Annotated in this window: 19 protein-coding genes; 9 read left to right on the top strand and 10 right to left on the bottom strand. The window is 45.8% G+C overall.

Going from position 1 to position 16,882, the window contains the following annotated elements:
• Window positions 1-42: 42 nt before the first annotated feature.
• Together QFZ48_RS10795 and QFZ48_RS10790 are read right to left on the bottom strand one after the other, a co-directional pair.
• On the bottom strand, window positions 43-495 hold the full coding sequence (locus QFZ48_RS10795; protein WP_332004585.1) for a methylglyoxal synthase: 453 nt from the start codon (window positions 493-495) through the stop codon (window positions 43-45).
• A 47-nt stretch (window positions 496-542) separates the two neighbouring features.
• Window positions 543-1,058 (bottom strand): ferritin, encoded by a 516-nt coding sequence (locus tag QFZ48_RS10790; protein WP_429043172.1) that lies wholly within the window; start codon window positions 1,056-1,058, stop codon window positions 543-545.
• Window positions 1,059-1,212: 154 nt separating this feature from the next.
• On the opposite strand from QFZ48_RS10790, the gene QFZ48_RS10785 reads away from it, so the two are divergent.
• The 4 genes from QFZ48_RS10785 (at window position 1,213) to QFZ48_RS10770 (ending at window position 4,844) form a co-directional block, all read left to right on the top strand.
• On the top strand, window positions 1,213-1,809 hold the full coding sequence (locus tag QFZ48_RS10785; RefSeq protein ID WP_370908889.1) for a NifU family protein: 597 nt from the start codon (window positions 1,213-1,215) through the stop codon (window positions 1,807-1,809).
• Between the two features lie 122 nt (window positions 1,810-1,931).
• On the top strand, window positions 1,932-3,629 hold the full coding sequence (locus QFZ48_RS10780; RefSeq protein ID WP_429043175.1) for a PNGase F N-terminal domain-containing protein: 1,698 nt from the start codon (window positions 1,932-1,934) through the stop codon (window positions 3,627-3,629).
• Window positions 3,630-3,699: 70 nt separating this feature from the next.
• The gene (gene pnuC / locus QFZ48_RS10775) at window positions 3,700-4,323 is read left to right on the top strand and encodes a nicotinamide riboside transporter PnuC (protein ID WP_429043177.1); all 624 of its coding nucleotides are present in this window, start codon (window positions 3,700-3,702) and stop codon (window positions 4,321-4,323) included.
• Window positions 4,320-4,844, top strand: coding sequence for an AAA family ATPase (locus QFZ48_RS10770; RefSeq protein ID WP_429043180.1), 525 nt, complete (start codon window positions 4,320-4,322; stop codon window positions 4,842-4,844). The genes pnuC and QFZ48_RS10770 overlap by 4 nt, the downstream gene beginning before the upstream one ends.
• On the opposite strand, the gene mtgA is transcribed toward QFZ48_RS10770, so the two are convergent.
• A complete protein-coding gene (gene mtgA / locus QFZ48_RS10765) occupies window positions 4,845-5,561 on the bottom strand; it encodes a monofunctional biosynthetic peptidoglycan transglycosylase (RefSeq protein WP_429043183.1) in 717 nt (238 codons plus the stop codon).
• Window positions 5,562-5,636: 75 nt separating this feature from the next.
• On the opposite strand from mtgA, the gene QFZ48_RS10760 reads away from it, so the two are divergent.
• Both QFZ48_RS10760 and QFZ48_RS10755 read left to right on the top strand, forming a co-directional pair.
• The gene (locus QFZ48_RS10760; protein ID WP_370908894.1) at window positions 5,637-6,254 is read left to right on the top strand and encodes an L-threonylcarbamoyladenylate synthase; all 618 of its coding nucleotides are present in this window, start codon (window positions 5,637-5,639) and stop codon (window positions 6,252-6,254) included.
• Window positions 6,255-6,257: 3 nt separating this feature from the next.
• Window positions 6,258-6,623: a hypothetical protein gene (locus tag QFZ48_RS10755; RefSeq protein WP_429062242.1), complete on the top strand. Its 366-nt coding sequence runs from the start codon at window positions 6,258-6,260 to the stop codon at window positions 6,621-6,623.
• Window positions 6,624-6,904: 281 nt separating this feature from the next.
• On the opposite strand, the gene QFZ48_RS10750 is transcribed toward QFZ48_RS10755, so the two are convergent.
• The 3 genes from QFZ48_RS10750 to polA all read right to left on the bottom strand — a co-directional run bounded on the left by QFZ48_RS10750 (window position 6,905) and on the right by polA (window position 11,662).
• Window positions 6,905-8,050, bottom strand: coding sequence for an aminopeptidase C (locus tag QFZ48_RS10750; protein WP_429043189.1), 1,146 nt, complete (start codon window positions 8,048-8,050; stop codon window positions 6,905-6,907).
• A gap of 127 nt (window positions 8,051-8,177) precedes the next feature.
• Window positions 8,178-8,702 (bottom strand): GNAT family N-acetyltransferase, encoded by a 525-nt coding sequence (locus tag QFZ48_RS10745; RefSeq protein ID WP_370908897.1) that lies wholly within the window; start codon window positions 8,700-8,702, stop codon window positions 8,178-8,180.
• 146 nt (window positions 8,703-8,848) lie between these two features.
• Window positions 8,849-11,662 carry a DNA polymerase I gene (gene polA / locus QFZ48_RS10740; RefSeq protein WP_429062240.1) on the bottom strand — a complete coding sequence of 938 codons (2,814 nt, stop codon included), beginning with the start codon at window positions 11,660-11,662 and terminating at the stop codon, window positions 8,849-8,851.
• A gap of 99 nt (window positions 11,663-11,761) precedes the next feature.
• Between polA and QFZ48_RS10735 the strand changes: the two genes are divergently transcribed.
• Window positions 11,762-12,091: an arsenate reductase family protein gene (locus QFZ48_RS10735; RefSeq protein ID WP_429043194.1), complete on the top strand. Its 330-nt coding sequence runs from the start codon at window positions 11,762-11,764 to the stop codon at window positions 12,089-12,091.
• A gap of 70 nt (window positions 12,092-12,161) precedes the next feature.
• Here QFZ48_RS10735 and QFZ48_RS10730 read toward each other — a convergent pair whose 3' ends face one another.
• Entirely contained in the window at window positions 12,162-13,256 is a 1,095-nt protein-coding gene (locus QFZ48_RS10730; protein WP_429043196.1) for a glycosyltransferase, read from the bottom strand.
• Window positions 13,257-13,621: 365 nt separating this feature from the next.
• Here QFZ48_RS10730 and QFZ48_RS10725 point away from each other — a divergent pair, with 365 nt between their 5' ends.
• The gene (locus QFZ48_RS10725) at window positions 13,622-13,870 is read left to right on the top strand and encodes a hypothetical protein (RefSeq protein WP_079471515.1); all 249 of its coding nucleotides are present in this window, start codon (window positions 13,622-13,624) and stop codon (window positions 13,868-13,870) included.
• A gap of 119 nt (window positions 13,871-13,989) precedes the next feature.
• Window positions 13,990-15,129: a formimidoylglutamase gene (locus QFZ48_RS10720; protein WP_429062238.1), complete on the top strand. Its 1,140-nt coding sequence runs from the start codon at window positions 13,990-13,992 to the stop codon at window positions 15,127-15,129.
• Between the two features lie 45 nt (window positions 15,130-15,174).
• On the opposite strand, the gene QFZ48_RS10715 is transcribed toward QFZ48_RS10720, so the two are convergent.
• The 3 genes from QFZ48_RS10715 to QFZ48_RS10705 form a co-directional block, all read right to left on the bottom strand.
• Window positions 15,175-15,576, bottom strand: a complete 402-nt coding sequence (locus tag QFZ48_RS10715) for a lysozyme inhibitor LprI family protein (RefSeq protein ID WP_429043203.1) — start codon at window positions 15,574-15,576, stop codon at window positions 15,175-15,177.
• Window positions 15,577-15,657: 81 nt separating this feature from the next.
• Window positions 15,658-16,059: a lysozyme inhibitor LprI family protein gene (locus tag QFZ48_RS10710; RefSeq protein WP_429043205.1), complete on the bottom strand. Its 402-nt coding sequence runs from the start codon at window positions 16,057-16,059 to the stop codon at window positions 15,658-15,660.
• Between the two features lies 1 nt (window position 16,060).
• Window positions 16,061-16,867: a class I SAM-dependent methyltransferase gene (locus QFZ48_RS10705; RefSeq protein WP_429043207.1), complete on the bottom strand. Its 807-nt coding sequence runs from the start codon at window positions 16,865-16,867 to the stop codon at window positions 16,061-16,063.
• Window positions 16,868-16,882 lie beyond the last annotated feature (15 nt).

The following is a 16,882-nucleotide window of genomic DNA, read 5'->3' as shown; positions in this document are numbered from 1 at the left end:
GAGCTTTTCTTTAATGTACGGAAAATCCGGGTAGTAAAACGCCTATATCTTCCTTTTTGTATACTGGCTGTAGTCCGGCAAACTTGCTTCGTATTCCTGGTGCATGAGCGGGGATGTGAGGAGGAAGTCGGCAGATGCGCGGTTGCTCGCCATCGGGATATTCCACACCACACCTAAGCGCAGCAGGGCTTTGATATCCGGGTCATGAGGCAGGGCTTCCATTGGGTCCCAGAAGAAAATGATTACATCGAGTTCCCCGGTGGCCACGAGGGCGCCAATTTGCTGATCGCCGCCCAGCGGGCCACTCAGGAGTTTTCTTACAGATACATCCAGCGCCTGTTCTATCAGCAGACCGGTAGTGCCGGTTGCATACAGTTCATGGCGGCTCAGTACCGTTTTATTATAGGTGGCCCATTCAATTAACTCCGCCTTTTTGTGGTCGTGAGCGATGAGGGCAATTCTTTTGCGGGCTTTTAAAACTTTTGATGTTTGCATATGTGACCACAAAAGTAATAAGTGACGCGCAATAATTAAATCTAATGTTAGTGTTTATCGTTGCCGTCCAGAACAGCCAGGTCGCGGTCAAAAATGTAAAGACCGCCCTTGTCTTCCCCGATCAGTTTTAATTTATCAAGAATATGCCGGGCCAGGCGTTCTTCTTCAATTTGTTCGGTCACATACCATTGCAGGAAATTGTGAGTGGCATAGTCCTTTTCGCTGAGGCACAAATCCACGAGGTTGTTAATCTCTTTGGAAACCAGCAACTCATGACTAAACACTTGTTCAAAAATGGCATGTATGCTTTTGAATTTCACGGTAGGCTGCTTTAATGCAGGAACCAGGCCATGACCACCTCTTTCGTTAATAAATTTCAGGAGCTTCAGCATGTGGGCCCTTTCTTCATCGGAATGGCGGTACAGGAACTGGGCCACGCCATTGTACCCCTGCACCTCTGACCAGGAGGCCATTGCCAGGTAATATTGGGAGGAGGCTGCTTCCATTTCCACCTGCTGGTTCAGTGCGTCATAAATTTTTGGAGAGAGTTCTTTCAATAACATAATGAAAAATTTGTATAATATGAAGAAGATCGAGGTGTGACGGGGATATCACCGGGAACTATACCGGGATTGTAAATTTCGATAGACTACATTTAGATGCATCCCGGAAATCTGCCTGAAAAATGCTACCTTTGCATAAGTAAATTAGGATAAAATGATTAAAACAGGAAATCCAATCATCAGCATATATACGGAGATGACGCCAAACCCGGAAACCATGAAGTTTGTGGCAAACAAGCTTCTGTACCCTGGCAAAAGCATTGATTTCCCGGATGAAGCCAGTGCCAAACCGTCTCCTTTAGCCATAGAGCTGTTTAGCTTCCCTTTCATCAGAGGCGTATTTATTATGGCTAACTTTATTACGCTTACAAAAACCAGCGAAACTGACTGGAACGATATAATTCCTACTGTTAAGGCCTTCCTGAAAGAATACCTGGAAGACTCCCGTCCTGTTATCAACGAAGATGAGGTGATTATTACCAAATCTACCGCGAGCAATGAAGTGAGTGCAGACGATACAGATGTGGTAAAACGGATTAAGGAATTACTTGAAAACTATGTGAAACCTGCGGTTGAAATGGATGGCGGCGCCATTCAGTTCAAGGACTATGAAAATGGTACGGTTACACTGATGTTGCAAGGTTCCTGCTCAGGCTGCCCCTCCTCCATGATTACGCTGAAAGCCGGCATTGAAGGCATGATGAAGCGTATGATCCCTGAAGTGAAGGAAGTTGTGGCAGAAGCAGAATAAGCCATAGTTGAGTGAATGATAGTGTTAAACGAAAGCACAGTCTTTATGGCTGTGCTTTTTTTTGGCGTTTAACCGGGAAATAAATGCCAGCTACTCCTATACAACACAAGCAAACAGCTACAATGAGAAAATTACTACTGATCGTTACCGGCATCGCCCTCGCCCTGCAACCGGTACAGGCGCAAAAAAAGAAGAACGTGGACAGCGCATCGGCTGTTATTACCTATGGTTTCAGCAGCAATGGGAAAGCCATCCCCGGCAACGAACTGCAATTGATGATTGATCATCACCGTGCACACATTGTTAGCGGTGGCAGGAAACAAAAAGAAGAGCAGTTCCTGGAATTGCAGGAGCAGGCTACCCTGCAGGTGTTAAGTCTTCCCAACGGGGAAGTATATACGTTAAAAAAAGCCTTTTCTGGATATACCACCCCGGAGTTACTGCCGGATACCGCTACCATCCTCGGATATGTATGTAAAAAGGCAAAGCTGCTTATCCGTTCCAATACCATAGAAGTATGGTATACCAATGATCTCCCGCTGAAAGGCACTCCCAATCTTACTATTGCGCCCGGCCTTGGCCTGGTGCTTAAAACGGTACGTAACGGCAACAGCGAAACGGTTGCAAAGAAAATTACCTGGCGTAAAATAACGGCTGAAGAACTGGCCTGGCCATCCAATACCGGTACCCTGGTAAACGATGCCGCGTATACACGGCAGGTAATAGACAGCCGCTATACCACCCTCCCCGTGTTTAACCAGGAACAGATCAGCTGGGGCAATAATACGCCTAACCCTCCCGGTGAGCAACTGAACCAAACCTATCATTTCGCGGGTGGCACCGTGATCCTTAAAAAAGTAAGCCTGCCGGCAGTGAAGAAGGGCCAGACATTATTTGCGGAACTCAGGCAATACTCCAACGGGGATGCGTACGACAGAACCGGTTCCGTATTTATGATCCCCGCAGATAAAGCCATCTCTTTCCTGGATGGTTTGCAAAAGGGCGTTGGGACGTTACCGTTATTTACGGCTAAAAACGGCAAGCAATACCAGGGCATGGTGGCCACTGATAATTATTTGCCGGCACTGGAAGTATTGCGCTTTTTTACGCCATTCGGCGTACGGCAGTTTAACAATCAGGTAAAGATTGCCGGTTACAACTGGGCGGACTCTGTGATTTACAAACAAGACATCACTGAGCTGCACAGCCGCCTTCAGGGCGATGTGTGGCTGGGCGTATATATTGGCAATTACGATAAAGGCGGGCATAAAGTAAGTCTTAGTCTTAAATATTACCCCGGCGATCCGGAAGATGAAAACCGGCCGTCAGCCAACTGGATATACCCGGTTTTCAATACCACCAACCTGATGGAAATGGCCGGGCAGGAGTATGCTACCCTGTTTGATAAAGACTCCCTGAAAGTAACCGTCACCATTCCGGAAGGGGTTAAAAATATTCAGTTAAGGTTCCTGACTACCGGCCATGGTGGCTGGGGCGGAGGCGATGAGTTTAATCCTAAACAGAATGAAATTTTTGTAGATGGGAAACGGGTGTATCATTTTATTCCGTGGCGCACAGATTGTGCGACCTATCGTTTATCTAACCCGGCATCCGGCAACTTTGGCAACGGGCTTTCCTCCTCTGATCTAAGCCGTTCCAACTGGTGCCCGGGCACGCTTACTTCACCGGTGTTCATCTCGCTGCCAGATATCACTCCCGGACAGCATACCATACAGGTGGCTATTCCGCAGGGAAAGCCGGAAGGGACCAGCCAGAGCTTCTGGAACGTATCAGGTACACTGATCGGAGATAAAAAATAATTTTTCCGGGATGCTGTATCTGCTGTATCCCGGATGTCATAATCCGGAATTATTTATCCACTTTCGCACTATGAACGATTTATACCAGGGCATATTAGAAGGTCTTCACCAGATGACCTGGCTGGAAGCAGTAGCTGTTTTTTTTGCTGTCTTGTCGGTCATCTTTCAAAAAAATAATAACATACTGGTATACCCTACCGGCATCGTGAGCACGGGTATTTATACCTATCTCCTGTCGAGAGAGCATTTCAAGCTATATGCCGATGCCGCGCTGAACGCGTATTACCTGGTGATGAGCGTATACGGCTGGATCTATTGGGCAAAAAAAGGCCCGGAGGAGCCGGCAACGCCAGTAATGCGCAGTACCAGTAAAGAATTGACCACCGCGGTTTTCATTGCACTGGCCGGCTGGGGGATTTTTTATTTCCTGCTAAGCCGTTTTTCCGATTCCAATGTGCCGGTGATGGATGCCTTTGTATCCGCTACTGCCTGCGCGGGTATGTGGTTGCTGGCCAGGCGGAAACTGGAAAACTGGATATTCCTCAATATTTCCAACCTGGTAGCCATCCCGCTGTTAATATATAAGCATTTGTATCTTACTGCCGGGTTAACCGTCTTTTTATTTACCATTGCCATATTCGGGTATCTTAGCTGGAGAAAAGAAGTGTTGCAAAGAGAAATGTCTCATAAATGAAGAAAGTAGTTGTTATAGGACCTGAATCTACCGGGAAGAGCACCCTCAGCGAAAAGCTGGCGGCACATTTTAATACCGTATGGACGCCGGAATATGCGCGTGAGTATCTTGATCAACTCCAACGGCCGTACGAAGAATCCGATCTGCTGGAAATTGCCGCCGGCCAGATAGCGCTGGAGCAGCATATGGCCCGGCAGGCCAATGGGGTGTTGATCTGTGACACCGACCTGTATGTAATTAAGGTATGGAGCGAACATAAATACGGCCGCTGTGATCCGCGGATTTTACAGCAAATTGCCCGCCAGCAGTGCGATTTGTACCTGCTCACCTATGTTGATTTGCCGTGGGAAGAAGATCCGCAGCGGGAATATCCCGACCCGGAAATGCGCCATTATTTTTATGACATTTACCGGGAAATCGTCAGCAATTCCGGTGTTGAATGGGAAGATATCAGGGGTACTTATGAAGAGCGGGAAGCCCTGGCAATAGCTGCCGTGCAGCAGTTGCTTAACCGGCCCTGATTATTTTCTGCCGGTAACCAACTCCATAATATCAGGGTCCGGCGAGAGGTTACGCATTTGCACCAGTATCTTACGCTGCCGGTAAGCCGTGATCCGCGCAGGCGGATTAATGGTATATTTAAGCGGGTTAGGTAAACAGGCGGCAATCATAGCGGCTTCTTCCCTGTTAAGGCTGGCGGCGCTTTTTTGATAGTTGGCCTGGGCGGCCGCTTCCACCCCAAACACGCCCTCTCCCATTTCTGCCACATTCAGGTACACTTCAAGGATACGCTGCTTACCCCAAATTTTTTCAATCATGAAAGTGAAGTATACTTCCAGCCCTTTGCGGAACCAGCTGCGTCCCTGCCAGAGGAAAACATTTTTTGCTACCTGCTGACTGATCGTGCTGGCGCCTTTGATTTTTTTGCTTTGCTGGTTGTGCTTCATCGCCTTTTCGATGGATTTGAAGTCGAAACCATTATGATCTGTAAAAAGCTGGTCCTCGCTGGCTATCACGGCCAGTTTGGCGTGTTGGGATATTTCATCGTAATTCACCCAGGATTTCTGAAGTTTTTTATCTGTTCCCCAAAGGCTGAACCAGCTGGAGATTTCTGTAATGGTAATAGGCGGGTTCACCCATTTCAGCAAGAGGATGTATAAAAATTGTGCAACAATTAAAACCAGTACTACTCTCTTCAGTCTCCTCCACGTTCTGGGAACAATGCCTTTTAAATTCATTGCGTAGGTTTAGAAAAATCGGGACGAAAGGTAGGCTAAAAACCTGAAAGTGAAACACAATCGTTAACTTTATATATGCTATTAAACGTACACCCGGATAACCCGAATCCCCGTCATTTAAAAACGATTATTGAATGTTTAAAAGACGGGGGAATTATTATTTATCCAACTGATACGGTTTATGGTTTAGGCTGTGATATTACCCAACACAAGGCCATAGAACGTATTGCGAGGATTAAACAGATAGATCCGAAAAAAGCAAACTTTTCCTTTATCTGTTACGACCTGAGTCATTTGTCGGACTACGCGAAAAGTGTGGATACGCCCATTTTCCGTATGCTGAAAAAGGCATTGCCTGGTCCGTACACCTTTATTTTGCCTGCCAGCCGCATGGTGCCCAAATTATTAAAAACGAAGAAAGACACCGTGGGTATCAGGGTACCGGATAATAATATTTGCCGCACTATTGTAAAAGAACTTGGCAATCCCATTATGAGTACTACGTTGCCGATAGAAGATTACGTGGAAGAATATACGGACCCGGAGATCATTTATGAGAAATTCGGCAACCAGGTAGATATTGTAATAGACGGAGGACCCGGCGGTATGGGTTTTTCTACCGTTGTGGATTGTACCGGTGCAGAACCGGTGTTGGTCCGTGAAGGCATTGGCAGTTTTGAAGAAATATCCTGATATATGCAGCGATGGTGGATAAGTGTGGTTTGTTTATTCCCCGGCATGATAGCCGGGGCGCAAACGCTTACATTGAAACCGGCAGCCCCGGTGTTGTCGGTGGCAGTGAAGCCACTGTCGTTTACGTTGTGTGATACTACCGGATTCCTGTTAAAACCGGCAACACTGCTTTCCGCTTCCACCCGGAAATTCCCGACTCCGGTTCCTGTAGCTGCCCCGGTTTACTGTCTTGCAGCCGATGCATATTACCAGCAGCACTTTGGTTTTTTTTGTAAGAAAGAATGGGTTTGGCAAAAACAAACAGGCGTGCCGCTCAAGTTCCGTTTAGGAAGCTATTCTTACGCCCAGCAACAGGAAGGAAAACGTTAATTTCTTTTACTGTATTTGTTTTGGAAGATAATAATTGACGAAGTCAATAATTATTAGTTGACCAGGGCAAATATATTTTAAAAAGAGAAATATGATTAACCAGGGTGAAAAAGCCTACTGAACGGATATTCTGATAAATATTTTGGGGAGATAAAAGCGAATATATCCGCTTATATCTCCCCAAATCTTTTAAAATCAATAATGATCAAATCAAGCAAATCAGTATAATCAGCGTAATCAGTGCTCCAAGACAATTTAAAATCGCCGGAGGCGATCCCTAATTATTTAATCCCCAGTTTCTTTGCAACATCTGCCGGTAAGGCTTTTTTGTTTACCATGTAACAGGTGGTTTTATAGGCAAAGTAAGGCTCAGAAGCGTAGAAATATCCCTGACCCGGATTATCGGTACCCCAGGAGTTTTTCACGCGGAAGTATTTGTTTCCGTTCTGATCTTTTACCAGGCCTACAATATGCATACCGTGATCATCCTGTGTTTCGAAGTTATCGAAAGCCTGTTGGCGTACTTCAGGGGTGATTGTTTTTTCTTTGCCTGGTTCCAGGAAAGCATTTTTTCTTTCTTCGGCGGTCATATCCGTCCAGTCTTTTTCAGGAACGATAGCCAGTCCGTCTTTAAAATTGAATCCTTTTTCGCTTACATCAGCAGCCCATGCAATGGAATAGCCGTTCATGATAGCATTTTCAGCGATGGCGGTAAAGTCATTCAGGTTTACGTTATATACTTTTTCCCAGTTCCAGTTATCCGGTACTTCCAGTACAAACTGTGAATTGTACGGGTGGTGTGTGAAGGAAGAAATCAGTACGTAATCATCGGCGTTCAGGCCCAGTTCTTTTGCGAAGGTCTGCGGCGTATAGGTTTTACCGTTATACTGGAATTTTTCCGGAGCGTCGCCCATATAGGCATTCAACACGCCGTCGAAAGCTTTTGACCAGTCGGGGTTGATAGTGCCTTGTGCATTGCCTATTTTATTCACCATACCTTCCAGGAGGCTTTCCATTTCAGCGTGGTTGTACATTTTACCTTTATTGCCATCGTAGGCTGTTTGTGGTACCAGTCCATATTCACGGAGGCAGAGCAGGTCATCCGGGAAACCGCCGCCTTCACCGAAGTTGGCTTTTCCATGCATGCGTACATAGTTAGCGGCTTTCAGCGGATACATTTTGCGTACCACGTACATTTCACTGAGGTTCAGTCCTTTATTTTTACCGGTGCGAAGTATTTCTGATTCAAAGAAAGACAGGCCGGAAAAAGACCAGCAGGTGCCGGTACGGCCCTGGTTTTGCACATCACCTGCGTCCAGGTTCTTTAAAACGGTAAACTGATAGTGGCTTCCCTCTGTGTTGGTACTGCTTTGTGCATATGCGCCTACGCTGCAAAGCATGGCTGCACACATTATCCATTTCTTCATGAGTATATCAATGATTGGTTTAAAACAAAGGACCAAAAATAAGGGAAAGCGGGTATTTGACAGACGAAAAGATGGATGAACGGGGCTTACTACAGCTACTTTTAAAGATTGTTCACGTGAATTACAGTTATTTCTCCTGGTAATGATTGCGGGTGATTTCCCATTCCCAGAGGTCTTCTCCTTCTTTATTTTTAAATGTACCTACAAATCGCATCCCCGCTTTTTGTAATATTTTAACGGAGGCGTTATATTCTTCTTCGGTGTGGGCAATGACCCGGTGCACATAAGAATGTCCGAAGGCAAAGCGGATAAGGCCTTCAGCCATTTCAGTGCCCAATCCTTTTTCCCGGTAGGCGGCTGTTATTTCATACCCCATTTCCACAAGCCCATCTTCATTGGGCTTGCCTTTGAAGCCGCCGGCGCCAATCAGCCGTTTATCGGCGCGGTGAATCACCAGGTAAAAGAACCAGCCAAGCATGGCGGGGTCGTTGCGTAATTTATCATACGCCACCAGAACCATTTCGGGATACTCCGTCCAACCTTCCGGAACAGAAATGCCAAGCAGGTCGGCCAGGTGATCGTTGCCCTGTAATAGCAATTCGAAATGCTCCAGTGAGCACGGCAACAATTGTAGTCGAGGTGTTTGGATCATGTTTGAAAACTAGTAAACTGTTTTGGGAAATACAATAGTGGCTTTTAGCATTTAATTCATTAGCTTTTAGCATTTAACAATCCCGCCGGGGAAATATTCCCGCGAATCAGATGTTACCTGCTAAAAGCTAATTGCCACAGCCGAATTTAGTGCGCCTCCAGCCAGTTATTACCGGTGCCCATTTCCGCTTCAACCGGAACCGACAGCGGTAAGGCGTTACGCATAAGATCTAATATAAGGGGTTTAATAATCTCCAGTTCAGAACGGTGCGCATCAAAAACCAATTCATCATGTACCTGCAACAGCATGCGGGACTTGAGGTTTCGTTCTTTGAATGCTTTATGTATAGCAATCATCGCCAGTTTAATCATATCTGCAGCAGTCCCCTGGATAGGCATGTTAATGGCGTTCCTTTCGGCAAAGCCACGTACCACCGCGTTAGAGGAGTTGATGTCCTTTAACCAGCGTTTGCGTCCCAGCAGGGTTTGAACATAACCATTTTCTGACGCAAATTTTATCTGGTCATCCATATATTTTTTGATAGATGGATACTGTGCAAAATAGTTATCAATCAGCATTTTGGCCTCACTGCGCGGAATGCCCAGGTTTTCCGACAAACCAAAGGCGCTTACGCCATAGATGATGCCGAAGTTTACGCTTTTAGAATTGCGGCGCATATCGGACGTAACTTCTTCCAGGGGAACGTTATACACTTTTGCTGCCGTAGCCGCGTGGATGTCTATTCCCTGCTGAAACGCGGCCATCATTTCTTTGTCTTCGCTGATGGCGGCAATAATGCGCAGCTCAATCTGCGAATAATCGGCAGACAGCAACACAAATTCCTCGTTGCGCGGAATGAAGGCTTTCCTTATTTCGCGACCCCTGTCTGTACGAATTGGGATGTTCTGAAGGTTGGGGTTATTGGAGCTTAAACGGCCGGTTACTGCCACTGCCTGGTTATAGGAGGTGTGTATCCGGTTGGTACGTCTATTCAGCAATAACGGCAACGAATCTACGTAAGTGGATTTCAGTTTACTAAGCTCTCTGAAAATAAGGATATCCTCTACTATTTTATGTTTGCTGGAAAGCTTTTGAAGGACATCTTCACCGGTAGCATACTGGCCGGTACGTGTTTTCTTTGCTTTCGGGTCCAGTTGTAATTTTTCAAACAACACTTCTCCCAATTGCTTGGGCGACGCCAGTTTGAAACGAACGCCTGCCTGTTCGTACACACTTTCTTCTGCCCGTTTGATTTCTTTTTCCAGCTCCTTTGAATAGTCTGCCAGCGCTGTAGTATCGAGGGCAATGCCTTCGTACTCCATGTCGGCAAGAACTTTCACGAGTGGGTTTTCAATATCGTAGAATACTTTGTCCACAGCCTTTTCGGGCAACAGCGGCGCAAATCTTTCTTTCAGCTGCAATGTTATGTCGGCATCTTCCGCAGCATATTCTTTGATCTTTTCTATTTCCACATCCCGCATGCTGCCCTGTCCTTTTCCTTTTTTGCCAATCAGGGATTCTATGGAAACCGGCTCATACTGAAGGTATTGCGCGCTCAGCACATCCATGCTCCTGCGGCCTTCCGGCTCAATCAGGTAGTGGGCCAGCATGGTGTCAAACAGGGTGGTGGTAATTTCCATGCCGTACCATTTCAGGATCAGCATATCATACTTGATATTCTGCCCGATGAGTACAATGGAGGGGTGCTGGAACAGCGGTGTAAATTCATGAATGATGGCACGGGCAGCAGTGTTGTCTGCCGGCATGGGAATGTAATACGCCGAACCTTTTTTAAAGGAAAAGCTCATACCTACAATTTCCGCATCATTGGCGTCGGTGCCGGTTGTTTCGGTATCAAAAGACACTTCTGACTGTTGCAGTAATTGCTGCAGCAGGGCCGTTCTTTTTTCCAGGGTATCAATTACCTCGTATTCATGCGGGGTGTTGTGAATATTTTTATCTGCCAGCAGGATGTTGCCGGTTTCCACTGTTTCTGTGGTGACGGTTACTTCTTCTGTAACAACAGTGCCGAAGAGATCTGTTTGTACCACCCGCGCTTTAGCTTCCACACTGGCGCTGCCGGCAAAACCATCTCCCAGTATTCTTTTACCAAGTGTTTTAAATTCCAGCTCCATGAAAATGTCGGTGAGCTTTCCTTTATCGCAATCTTTGATACAGAAATCTTCTTCATGGAAGGTAACCGGAACATTTGTGATGATAGTCGCCAGTTCTTTGGACAGCAGGGCATTTTCACGACCGGCTTTGATTTTCTCTCCCATTTTACCGCCAATGGTATCGGCGTTATCCAGCACATTTTCAAGGGTGTGATATTGTGCCAGTAATTTCATCGCTGTTTTTTCACCGATGCCTGCAATACCGGGGATATTGTCCACTGCATCACCCATAAGGCCGAGGATATCAATCACCTGGTGTACATCTTTGATCTGCCATTTTTCACACACTTCCTTGGGCCCCATGATTTCTTCCTTGTTGCCCATGTAGGGGGGCTTGTAGATAAAGATATTATCACGGACCAGTTGCCCGTAATCTTTATCCGGGGTTACCATATAAACGGTGTAGCCTGCATCTGCGGCCTGCCATGCGAGTGTACCTATTACGTCGTCCGCTTCATAGCCATCCAGCTCTACTACGGGAATATTGAAGCCTTCAATGATCCGCTTGATATCCGGTAATGCATCCAGCAGGTCTTCCGGGGCATCTTCCCGGTTGGCTTTATAGTCAGTATAAGTGGTATGACGCTCTGTAGGCGCGTGCGTGTCAAACGCAACGGCTATGTGAGTAGGCTTTTCTTTATTAATGAGGTCCAGTAAAGTAGTGGTAAAACCAAACTGCGCATTGGTATTTCGACCCGCACTGGTGATGCGGGGATTCCTGATCAGGGCGTAATAAGCCCTGTAAATCAGTGCCATGGCGTCCAGTAAAAATAATTTCTTTTCCATTGCTAAACCTACAAGATTTAATTTGAATCTGCAAAATTAAGATAGTACTACCATATACGGTGAGGATGTAACTTTACAACTAAAAAAAATCAAAAAAGAATGAATAAAATTTATCATTTGTCGACCTGCGGAACCTGTAAGAAAATCCTGGAAGAAACGAAGGCAAAGGAGCGCGGATTTATTTTGCAGGACATCAAGAAAGATAAGATCACGCCGGCGCAGCTGGATGAAATGAAGGCGCTTTCCGGCAATTATGAATCTTTATTCAGCCGCAGATCGCAGCAGTACAGGCCGATGGGACTGCATGAAAAGAATTTAACGGAAGATGATTACCGCAGCCTGATATTACAGGAGTATTCTTTTCTGAAACGCCCGGTGGCTATTACCGGCGGAAAGATCTATACCGGTGCGGAGGTGAAAAATATTTAGCAGGAGAACATTTTATGGATACTGAAGAAAAAAGGGACGGCTGAATTCAGCCATCCCTTTTTTAATAATCTCAGAGGGATTGTACGAACTGTTGTACGACCTGTTTGTACTGGTTCATATCCTGTTCATGGTGAAAAGACCGGAAGGGGAAGCGGGCTGCTTCGTCCAGTGCCGTTTTCAGGTGAAAACGTTCCTGCGGAAGCGAATAGAAGTACCCTTTCTCCATCAGGTATTCACCCAGGTATACCTGCTCTGATTGTCCGGGTGTAGGGATAAGAATTGCTTTTTTATTCAATTTGGCCAGATCCATGAGGGTGGTATACCCGGAGCGGCTTAATACCATATCTGATGCCAGCATGGCATCGTTTAATTCGCTGGCGTTGAGGTGATTAATTTGTGTAACACCGGGGGCCACCTGTTCATGTTGCGGGATGCCGGGTTTTCCGCTTACGATCAGTGCGGTGATGGACAAGGATTTGATCTGGTCCAGGATCAGTTTTTCCAGGTTGGTGCGTTGTGGCTCCGGCCCGGAAATCAGCACCAGCAGATCGTACTTTTTTTCCACGCCCGGTTTTTGCTCAAACCGGCTAAGACAACCGATATAAGTGGTATGCGCAGGTAATTGGCCGGGATGCGCCAGTTCGCCGGAGAGATTGTTACTGCCGGGATAATCGGGAATCCAGCAGGCGCTGTATTTGTTAATGAAACGATAATTTATTTTTTGCAGGGTCCGCTCTATCCAACCGCCAAAAGGTGTTTTAATCAGCAGTTGGTGGGTAATGAAAACAGTGGGGATATTTTTATGATATAAACCGAAACGGTTGTCTGAAATAACTGCATTGATTTGATACTCAGCGACTATCTTCTTCAGCCATCGTTGTTCATAGTTTACCGCACGGAAAATTTTAGGTATTTGCTGAATGATTTTCAGTCCAAAAAACTGTCCTTTTTGTGCATATTGGATACGGTAGCCGGGGAGCGGAAGTATGGTCAGTTGCGGGAATTCCTGCTGTAACAGGGCCGCGTGTTTGCCTTCAGCCGCAATAAAAACCTGACAACCTGCGTTTAGCATTTCACGGATGAGCGGAATATCCCGGGTGGCGTGTCCAAGGCCCCAATCCAGGGGAACGATTAAAATTTTTCGGGACGAAATAATTGTGGACAAATATTTTAAAATTTTTTACGAATTTAGCTTAAATTACAAAAGGGCATTGTTAAGAAAAGGTAAACACTTCAGGAAGGTATTCAAAAATAGCCAGTATATAATTAGCAGTATGAAAAGTATAAAATGGATCGTAGTCTTTTTTCTTTGCGGATGCCTGGTGATGGAAGGGTGTAAAGTTTTTAAGAAAAACGATTGCGGTTGTCCTACCATGAATAAAAAAAGAATGCACTAATACGACGATCTGTTTGATAGCAACGACGACTTTGACAACGACTGACAACTAAACAATTTTTGCCTTATCTTTTTGAACTATCCTTTGATACCTGGCCAAACAATATTTCGGGGAACAGTCAAATTTTTTATTCATGAAACCTGTAGATAGAGATTTATTAATCCTGCTACATGAAGATAGGTACACGGAACAGCAGATTCAATCTGCGGTGAGACAAATCAGCGAAATGCTTTCGTTGATTGAGACGATGGATTATCTCTGTGCAGTTATGGAAGTTATGGATTGTAACAAAAGCCGGATTACCAGCAAACGAACCGTGCTGGAAAAAGCAATTTCACGTAAGTCGCATAAGCCTTTCGAATTTATTATTCACAAGAACTAGTAGCCTTACCTCTACAAATTCCCGTTATAGTAGCTTTGACCCGCTGCCCTTATCTGCCTGGTTTTGCTTTTTTTTAAATTCTTGTTGTACGTTTGCCATCAAATAAACGCAATTTACTGATGGCAGATTTTTCGCATCTGCAGGATTTCCTACATCCTGTTTCAAAGGCATTTTTAAACGATGACCAGGAATACGATCCATTCCAGGTGGGCGGTGTAATTGACGCATACGAAGATAACCATCATCCGGATATAGACGCAGCAGATATTATCCTGCTGGGTGTAGGAGAAGAAAGAGGCAGTGCATCCGGCAAAACGGATACACACGGTCCTGATGCCATCCGCCGCGAATTTTTCCGCTTGTACAACTGGCACCGCGATATTAAACTCGCAGATGTTGGCAATTTGTTGCCAGGTGCATTTCTTGCCGACGCATATGCAGCCATGAAAACTGTTGTTGCTGAATTACTAGCCGCCAATAAAACCGTGATCATCCTGGGCGGTTCACACGATCTTACCTACCCGCAATATAAGGCCTATGCGGCGCAGCAATTAATTATTGAAGCCACTGTTGCTGATGCGCTGATAGACCTGAAAGAAGACTCCAGTATCCGCAGCGAACGCTTTTTAATGGACATACTCACGGAGCAACCCAACTACCTGCGTCACTACAATCATATCGGTTTCCAGAGTTATTTTGTACATCCGCGGATGTTAGAAACACTGGATAAACTTCGCTTCGACTGCTACCGTCTTGGCCGCATCCGTGAAAACATGGAAGAAGCGGAACCGGTACTGCGCCATTCAGACCTGTTCAGTCTTGATATCAATATCATCCGGCACACCGATGCACCGGCTAACCAGCTTTCACCAAATGGATTCAGCGGTGAAGAAGCCTGTTCCCTGGCCAGGTACGCCGGCATGAGCAGCCGCCTCTCCTCTTTTGGTATTTACGGCTACCGCCCCGAAAAAGATAAAGAACACCTCACCGCCCGGCAAATTTCCCAGATGATGTGGTACTTTATGGACGGACGCGCCGTGAAAAATAAAGAAGCCCTGCTGGACGACCGCGATGCTTTCTGGGAATTTCATATAGCCTTCTCCGATATAGAAACAGTTTTTCTGAAGAGCAAGAAAACAGGCCGCTGGTGGATGCAGCTCCCCGACCGGGAATTTGTGCCGTGTGCGTATAACGACTACCTGATGGCCAGCAACAATGAAATGCCGGAACGCTGGTTGCGTCACCAGGAAAGACTCTGACCGTTGTTTTCTCCGTACAGGAATGTTCCCTGTACGGAGAAAACACTAAATATTGAGAAGGGTAGTTAATCTCTCTTTGATGAAAGCTGCTTTATGATCGGTAGAAATCATTTCATCATCCAATCCTTCCATCGTGCGTTTATGCATCTTTTCTACCCGCTCATCTATCTTCCTAAAATATTCTTCTTTCTTTGTTTCCCACGCCAGCTGTTCTACCTGGAGCTTTTGCTGCCGCCCGGTATTCAGGCTGGAATAGAGATGCCGGAGGGTGGTATTCAGTAAACTATCCAGTTGTTTATAGTAGGTAACAGCACAGTTGTACATGTTGTGGCTGTTGCCAAGGCATTGCTGGTAGCGGTTTTCAAGTGTGTCCAGCGCTGTTTGTTGTGATTGGGAATACGCTTTCGTGCACAGGAATACCGCGAGAAGGATGATCAGGTTTCGCATAGGGACTGTGTGATCATCAAATATACAAATTATATTTAATAATATACTAGTATCAGTAATCCTTCTCAACCAGAGAGCTTATTAATTGCCCAGTTTATCACCGATAGAGCCGGTACAGATATCTCCCTGTGGCAGCCCGTTCAGCCAAACTCTCAGGGATTCGGTACGCTGATTCGTCAGTTCGGTGAGGTAACCGGCGCGGCACATGGGAAATGCGCTGCCATAGCTTTTGGCTGCAGCGGGGTACATTGCCTGTACCTGCGCATCGCGGAATTGTATCCAGAGCCGCTGCGCGTCTTTCAGGTTTTTAATGAATGCTTTGTTGGCGGCATAGTCTTTCAGGATCAGCTGGTAAATATCATTCAGCTTCTTGTCGGCCTCCTTATATTCCTGGCCGGCTTGTTTATTCATTTCTGACTGTGACTGTGAAAAGGCGGCCATGCTGCCTGTAATCAATAAAAGAAAAAGAATAAGAGATTTCATGTTATAAAGGTTTGAAGAATTTAAAAGCATATACCATTGGCAGTTTTTCTTCCATTCCCCGGATATAGAAACGGCCATCTTTTTCAATTGTGTTACTGAAACAGTTATAGGGAGAATAATCAAATTCCTGGAATACCTGCAACTGCAATCCCTGCGCGGTTAATGCCGTAACTATTTCACTCAGCGGATGGTTCCAGGAATAGGAAGTATGCCGGATGCCGCTGCCGCCATCGGTATAAGTTCCGGTTGTTTCTTCCACAATGGTTTGGGTGTTAAAATAGCTGTAGATGATCTCTTTAATGTTGTCGTCAAACATCCATATAACAGGATGAAAATCCGCCATCACGAATGATCCGCCGGGCTTCAGAAAATGATTTACTACAGCGGCCCATTTGTCGAGGTCTGGCAGCCAGCCAATAGTACCGTAAGAGGTGAATACGATGTCGAAAGCGCCTTCCAGGTGATGGGGCGTGCTATAAAGGTCGCAGCAAATGAAGCGGGCTTTTTTCTCCAATCCGGATTTAATAGCGAGTTCGTTTGCCAAAGTAATGGCTGCATCGGAAAGGTCCACTCCTGTTACCGTGGCGCCCATCCTGGCAAGAGATAAGGTATCTTGTCCGAAGTGGCATTGCAGATGAAGGATCTCCTTTTCCTGTACCGTTTCAAGTAACCGCAATTCTATCTCTTTCAGTGAATTTTTTCCACCGAGGAAGCCGGGCAGGTCATAAAAATCAGACTTAACGTGAACGCCTGTACGTTTATTCCAGAGCTCTTTGTTTGTTGAAAGATAATCAGGCAATGGGTCCATGACCATAGTATTTAA

The organism is Chitinophaga sp. W2I13, from assembly GCF_050434005.1.
Lineage (GTDB): Bacteria > Bacteroidota > Bacteroidia > Chitinophagales > Chitinophagaceae > Chitinophaga.
This window is presented reverse-complemented; position numbering and strand designations above follow the sequence as displayed.

Excerpts from the sequence above, each read along its gene's own strand:
- QFZ48_RS10795 (WP_332004585.1), bottom strand. The coding sequence starts at position 495 with ATGCAAACATCAAAAGTTTTAAAAGCCCGCAAAAGAATTGCCCTCATC.
- QFZ48_RS10790 (WP_429043172.1), bottom strand. The coding sequence starts at position 1,058 with ATGTTATTGAAAGAACTCTCTCCAAAAATTTATGACGCACTGAACCAG.
- QFZ48_RS10785 (WP_370908889.1), top strand. The coding sequence starts at position 1,213 with ATGATTAAAACAGGAAATCCAATCATCAGCATATATACGGAGATGACG.
- QFZ48_RS10780 (WP_429043175.1), top strand. The coding sequence starts at position 1,932 with ATGAGAAAATTACTACTGATCGTTACCGGCATCGCCCTCGCCCTGCAA.
- pnuC (WP_429043177.1), top strand. The coding sequence starts at position 3,700 with ATGAACGATTTATACCAGGGCATATTAGAAGGTCTTCACCAGATGACC.
- QFZ48_RS10770 (WP_429043180.1), top strand. The coding sequence starts at position 4,320 with ATGAAGAAAGTAGTTGTTATAGGACCTGAATCTACCGGGAAGAGCACC.
- mtgA (WP_429043183.1), bottom strand. The coding sequence starts at position 5,561 with ATGAATTTAAAAGGCATTGTTCCCAGAACGTGGAGGAGACTGAAGAGA.
- QFZ48_RS10760 (WP_370908894.1), top strand. The coding sequence starts at position 5,637 with ATGCTATTAAACGTACACCCGGATAACCCGAATCCCCGTCATTTAAAA.
- QFZ48_RS10755 (WP_429062242.1), top strand. The coding sequence starts at position 6,258 with ATGCAGCGATGGTGGATAAGTGTGGTTTGTTTATTCCCCGGCATGATA.
- QFZ48_RS10750 (WP_429043189.1), bottom strand. The coding sequence starts at position 8,050 with ATGAAGAAATGGATAATGTGTGCAGCCATGCTTTGCAGCGTAGGCGCA.
- QFZ48_RS10745 (WP_370908897.1), bottom strand. The coding sequence starts at position 8,702 with ATGATCCAAACACCTCGACTACAATTGTTGCCGTGCTCACTGGAGCAT.
- polA (WP_429062240.1), bottom strand. The coding sequence starts at position 11,662 with ATGGAAAAGAAATTATTTTTACTGGACGCCATGGCACTGATTTACAGG.
- QFZ48_RS10735 (WP_429043194.1), top strand. The coding sequence starts at position 11,762 with ATGAATAAAATTTATCATTTGTCGACCTGCGGAACCTGTAAGAAAATC.
- QFZ48_RS10725 (WP_079471515.1), top strand. The coding sequence starts at position 13,622 with ATGAAACCTGTAGATAGAGATTTATTAATCCTGCTACATGAAGATAGG.
- QFZ48_RS10720 (WP_429062238.1), top strand. The coding sequence starts at position 13,990 with ATGGCAGATTTTTCGCATCTGCAGGATTTCCTACATCCTGTTTCAAAG.
- QFZ48_RS10715 (WP_429043203.1), bottom strand. The coding sequence starts at position 15,576 with ATGCGAAACCTGATCATCCTTCTCGCGGTATTCCTGTGCACGAAAGCG.
- QFZ48_RS10710 (WP_429043205.1), bottom strand. The coding sequence starts at position 16,059 with ATGAAATCTCTTATTCTTTTTCTTTTATTGATTACAGGCAGCATGGCC.
- QFZ48_RS10705 (WP_429043207.1), bottom strand. The coding sequence starts at position 16,867 with ATGGACCCATTGCCTGATTATCTTTCAACAAACAAAGAGCTCTGGAAT.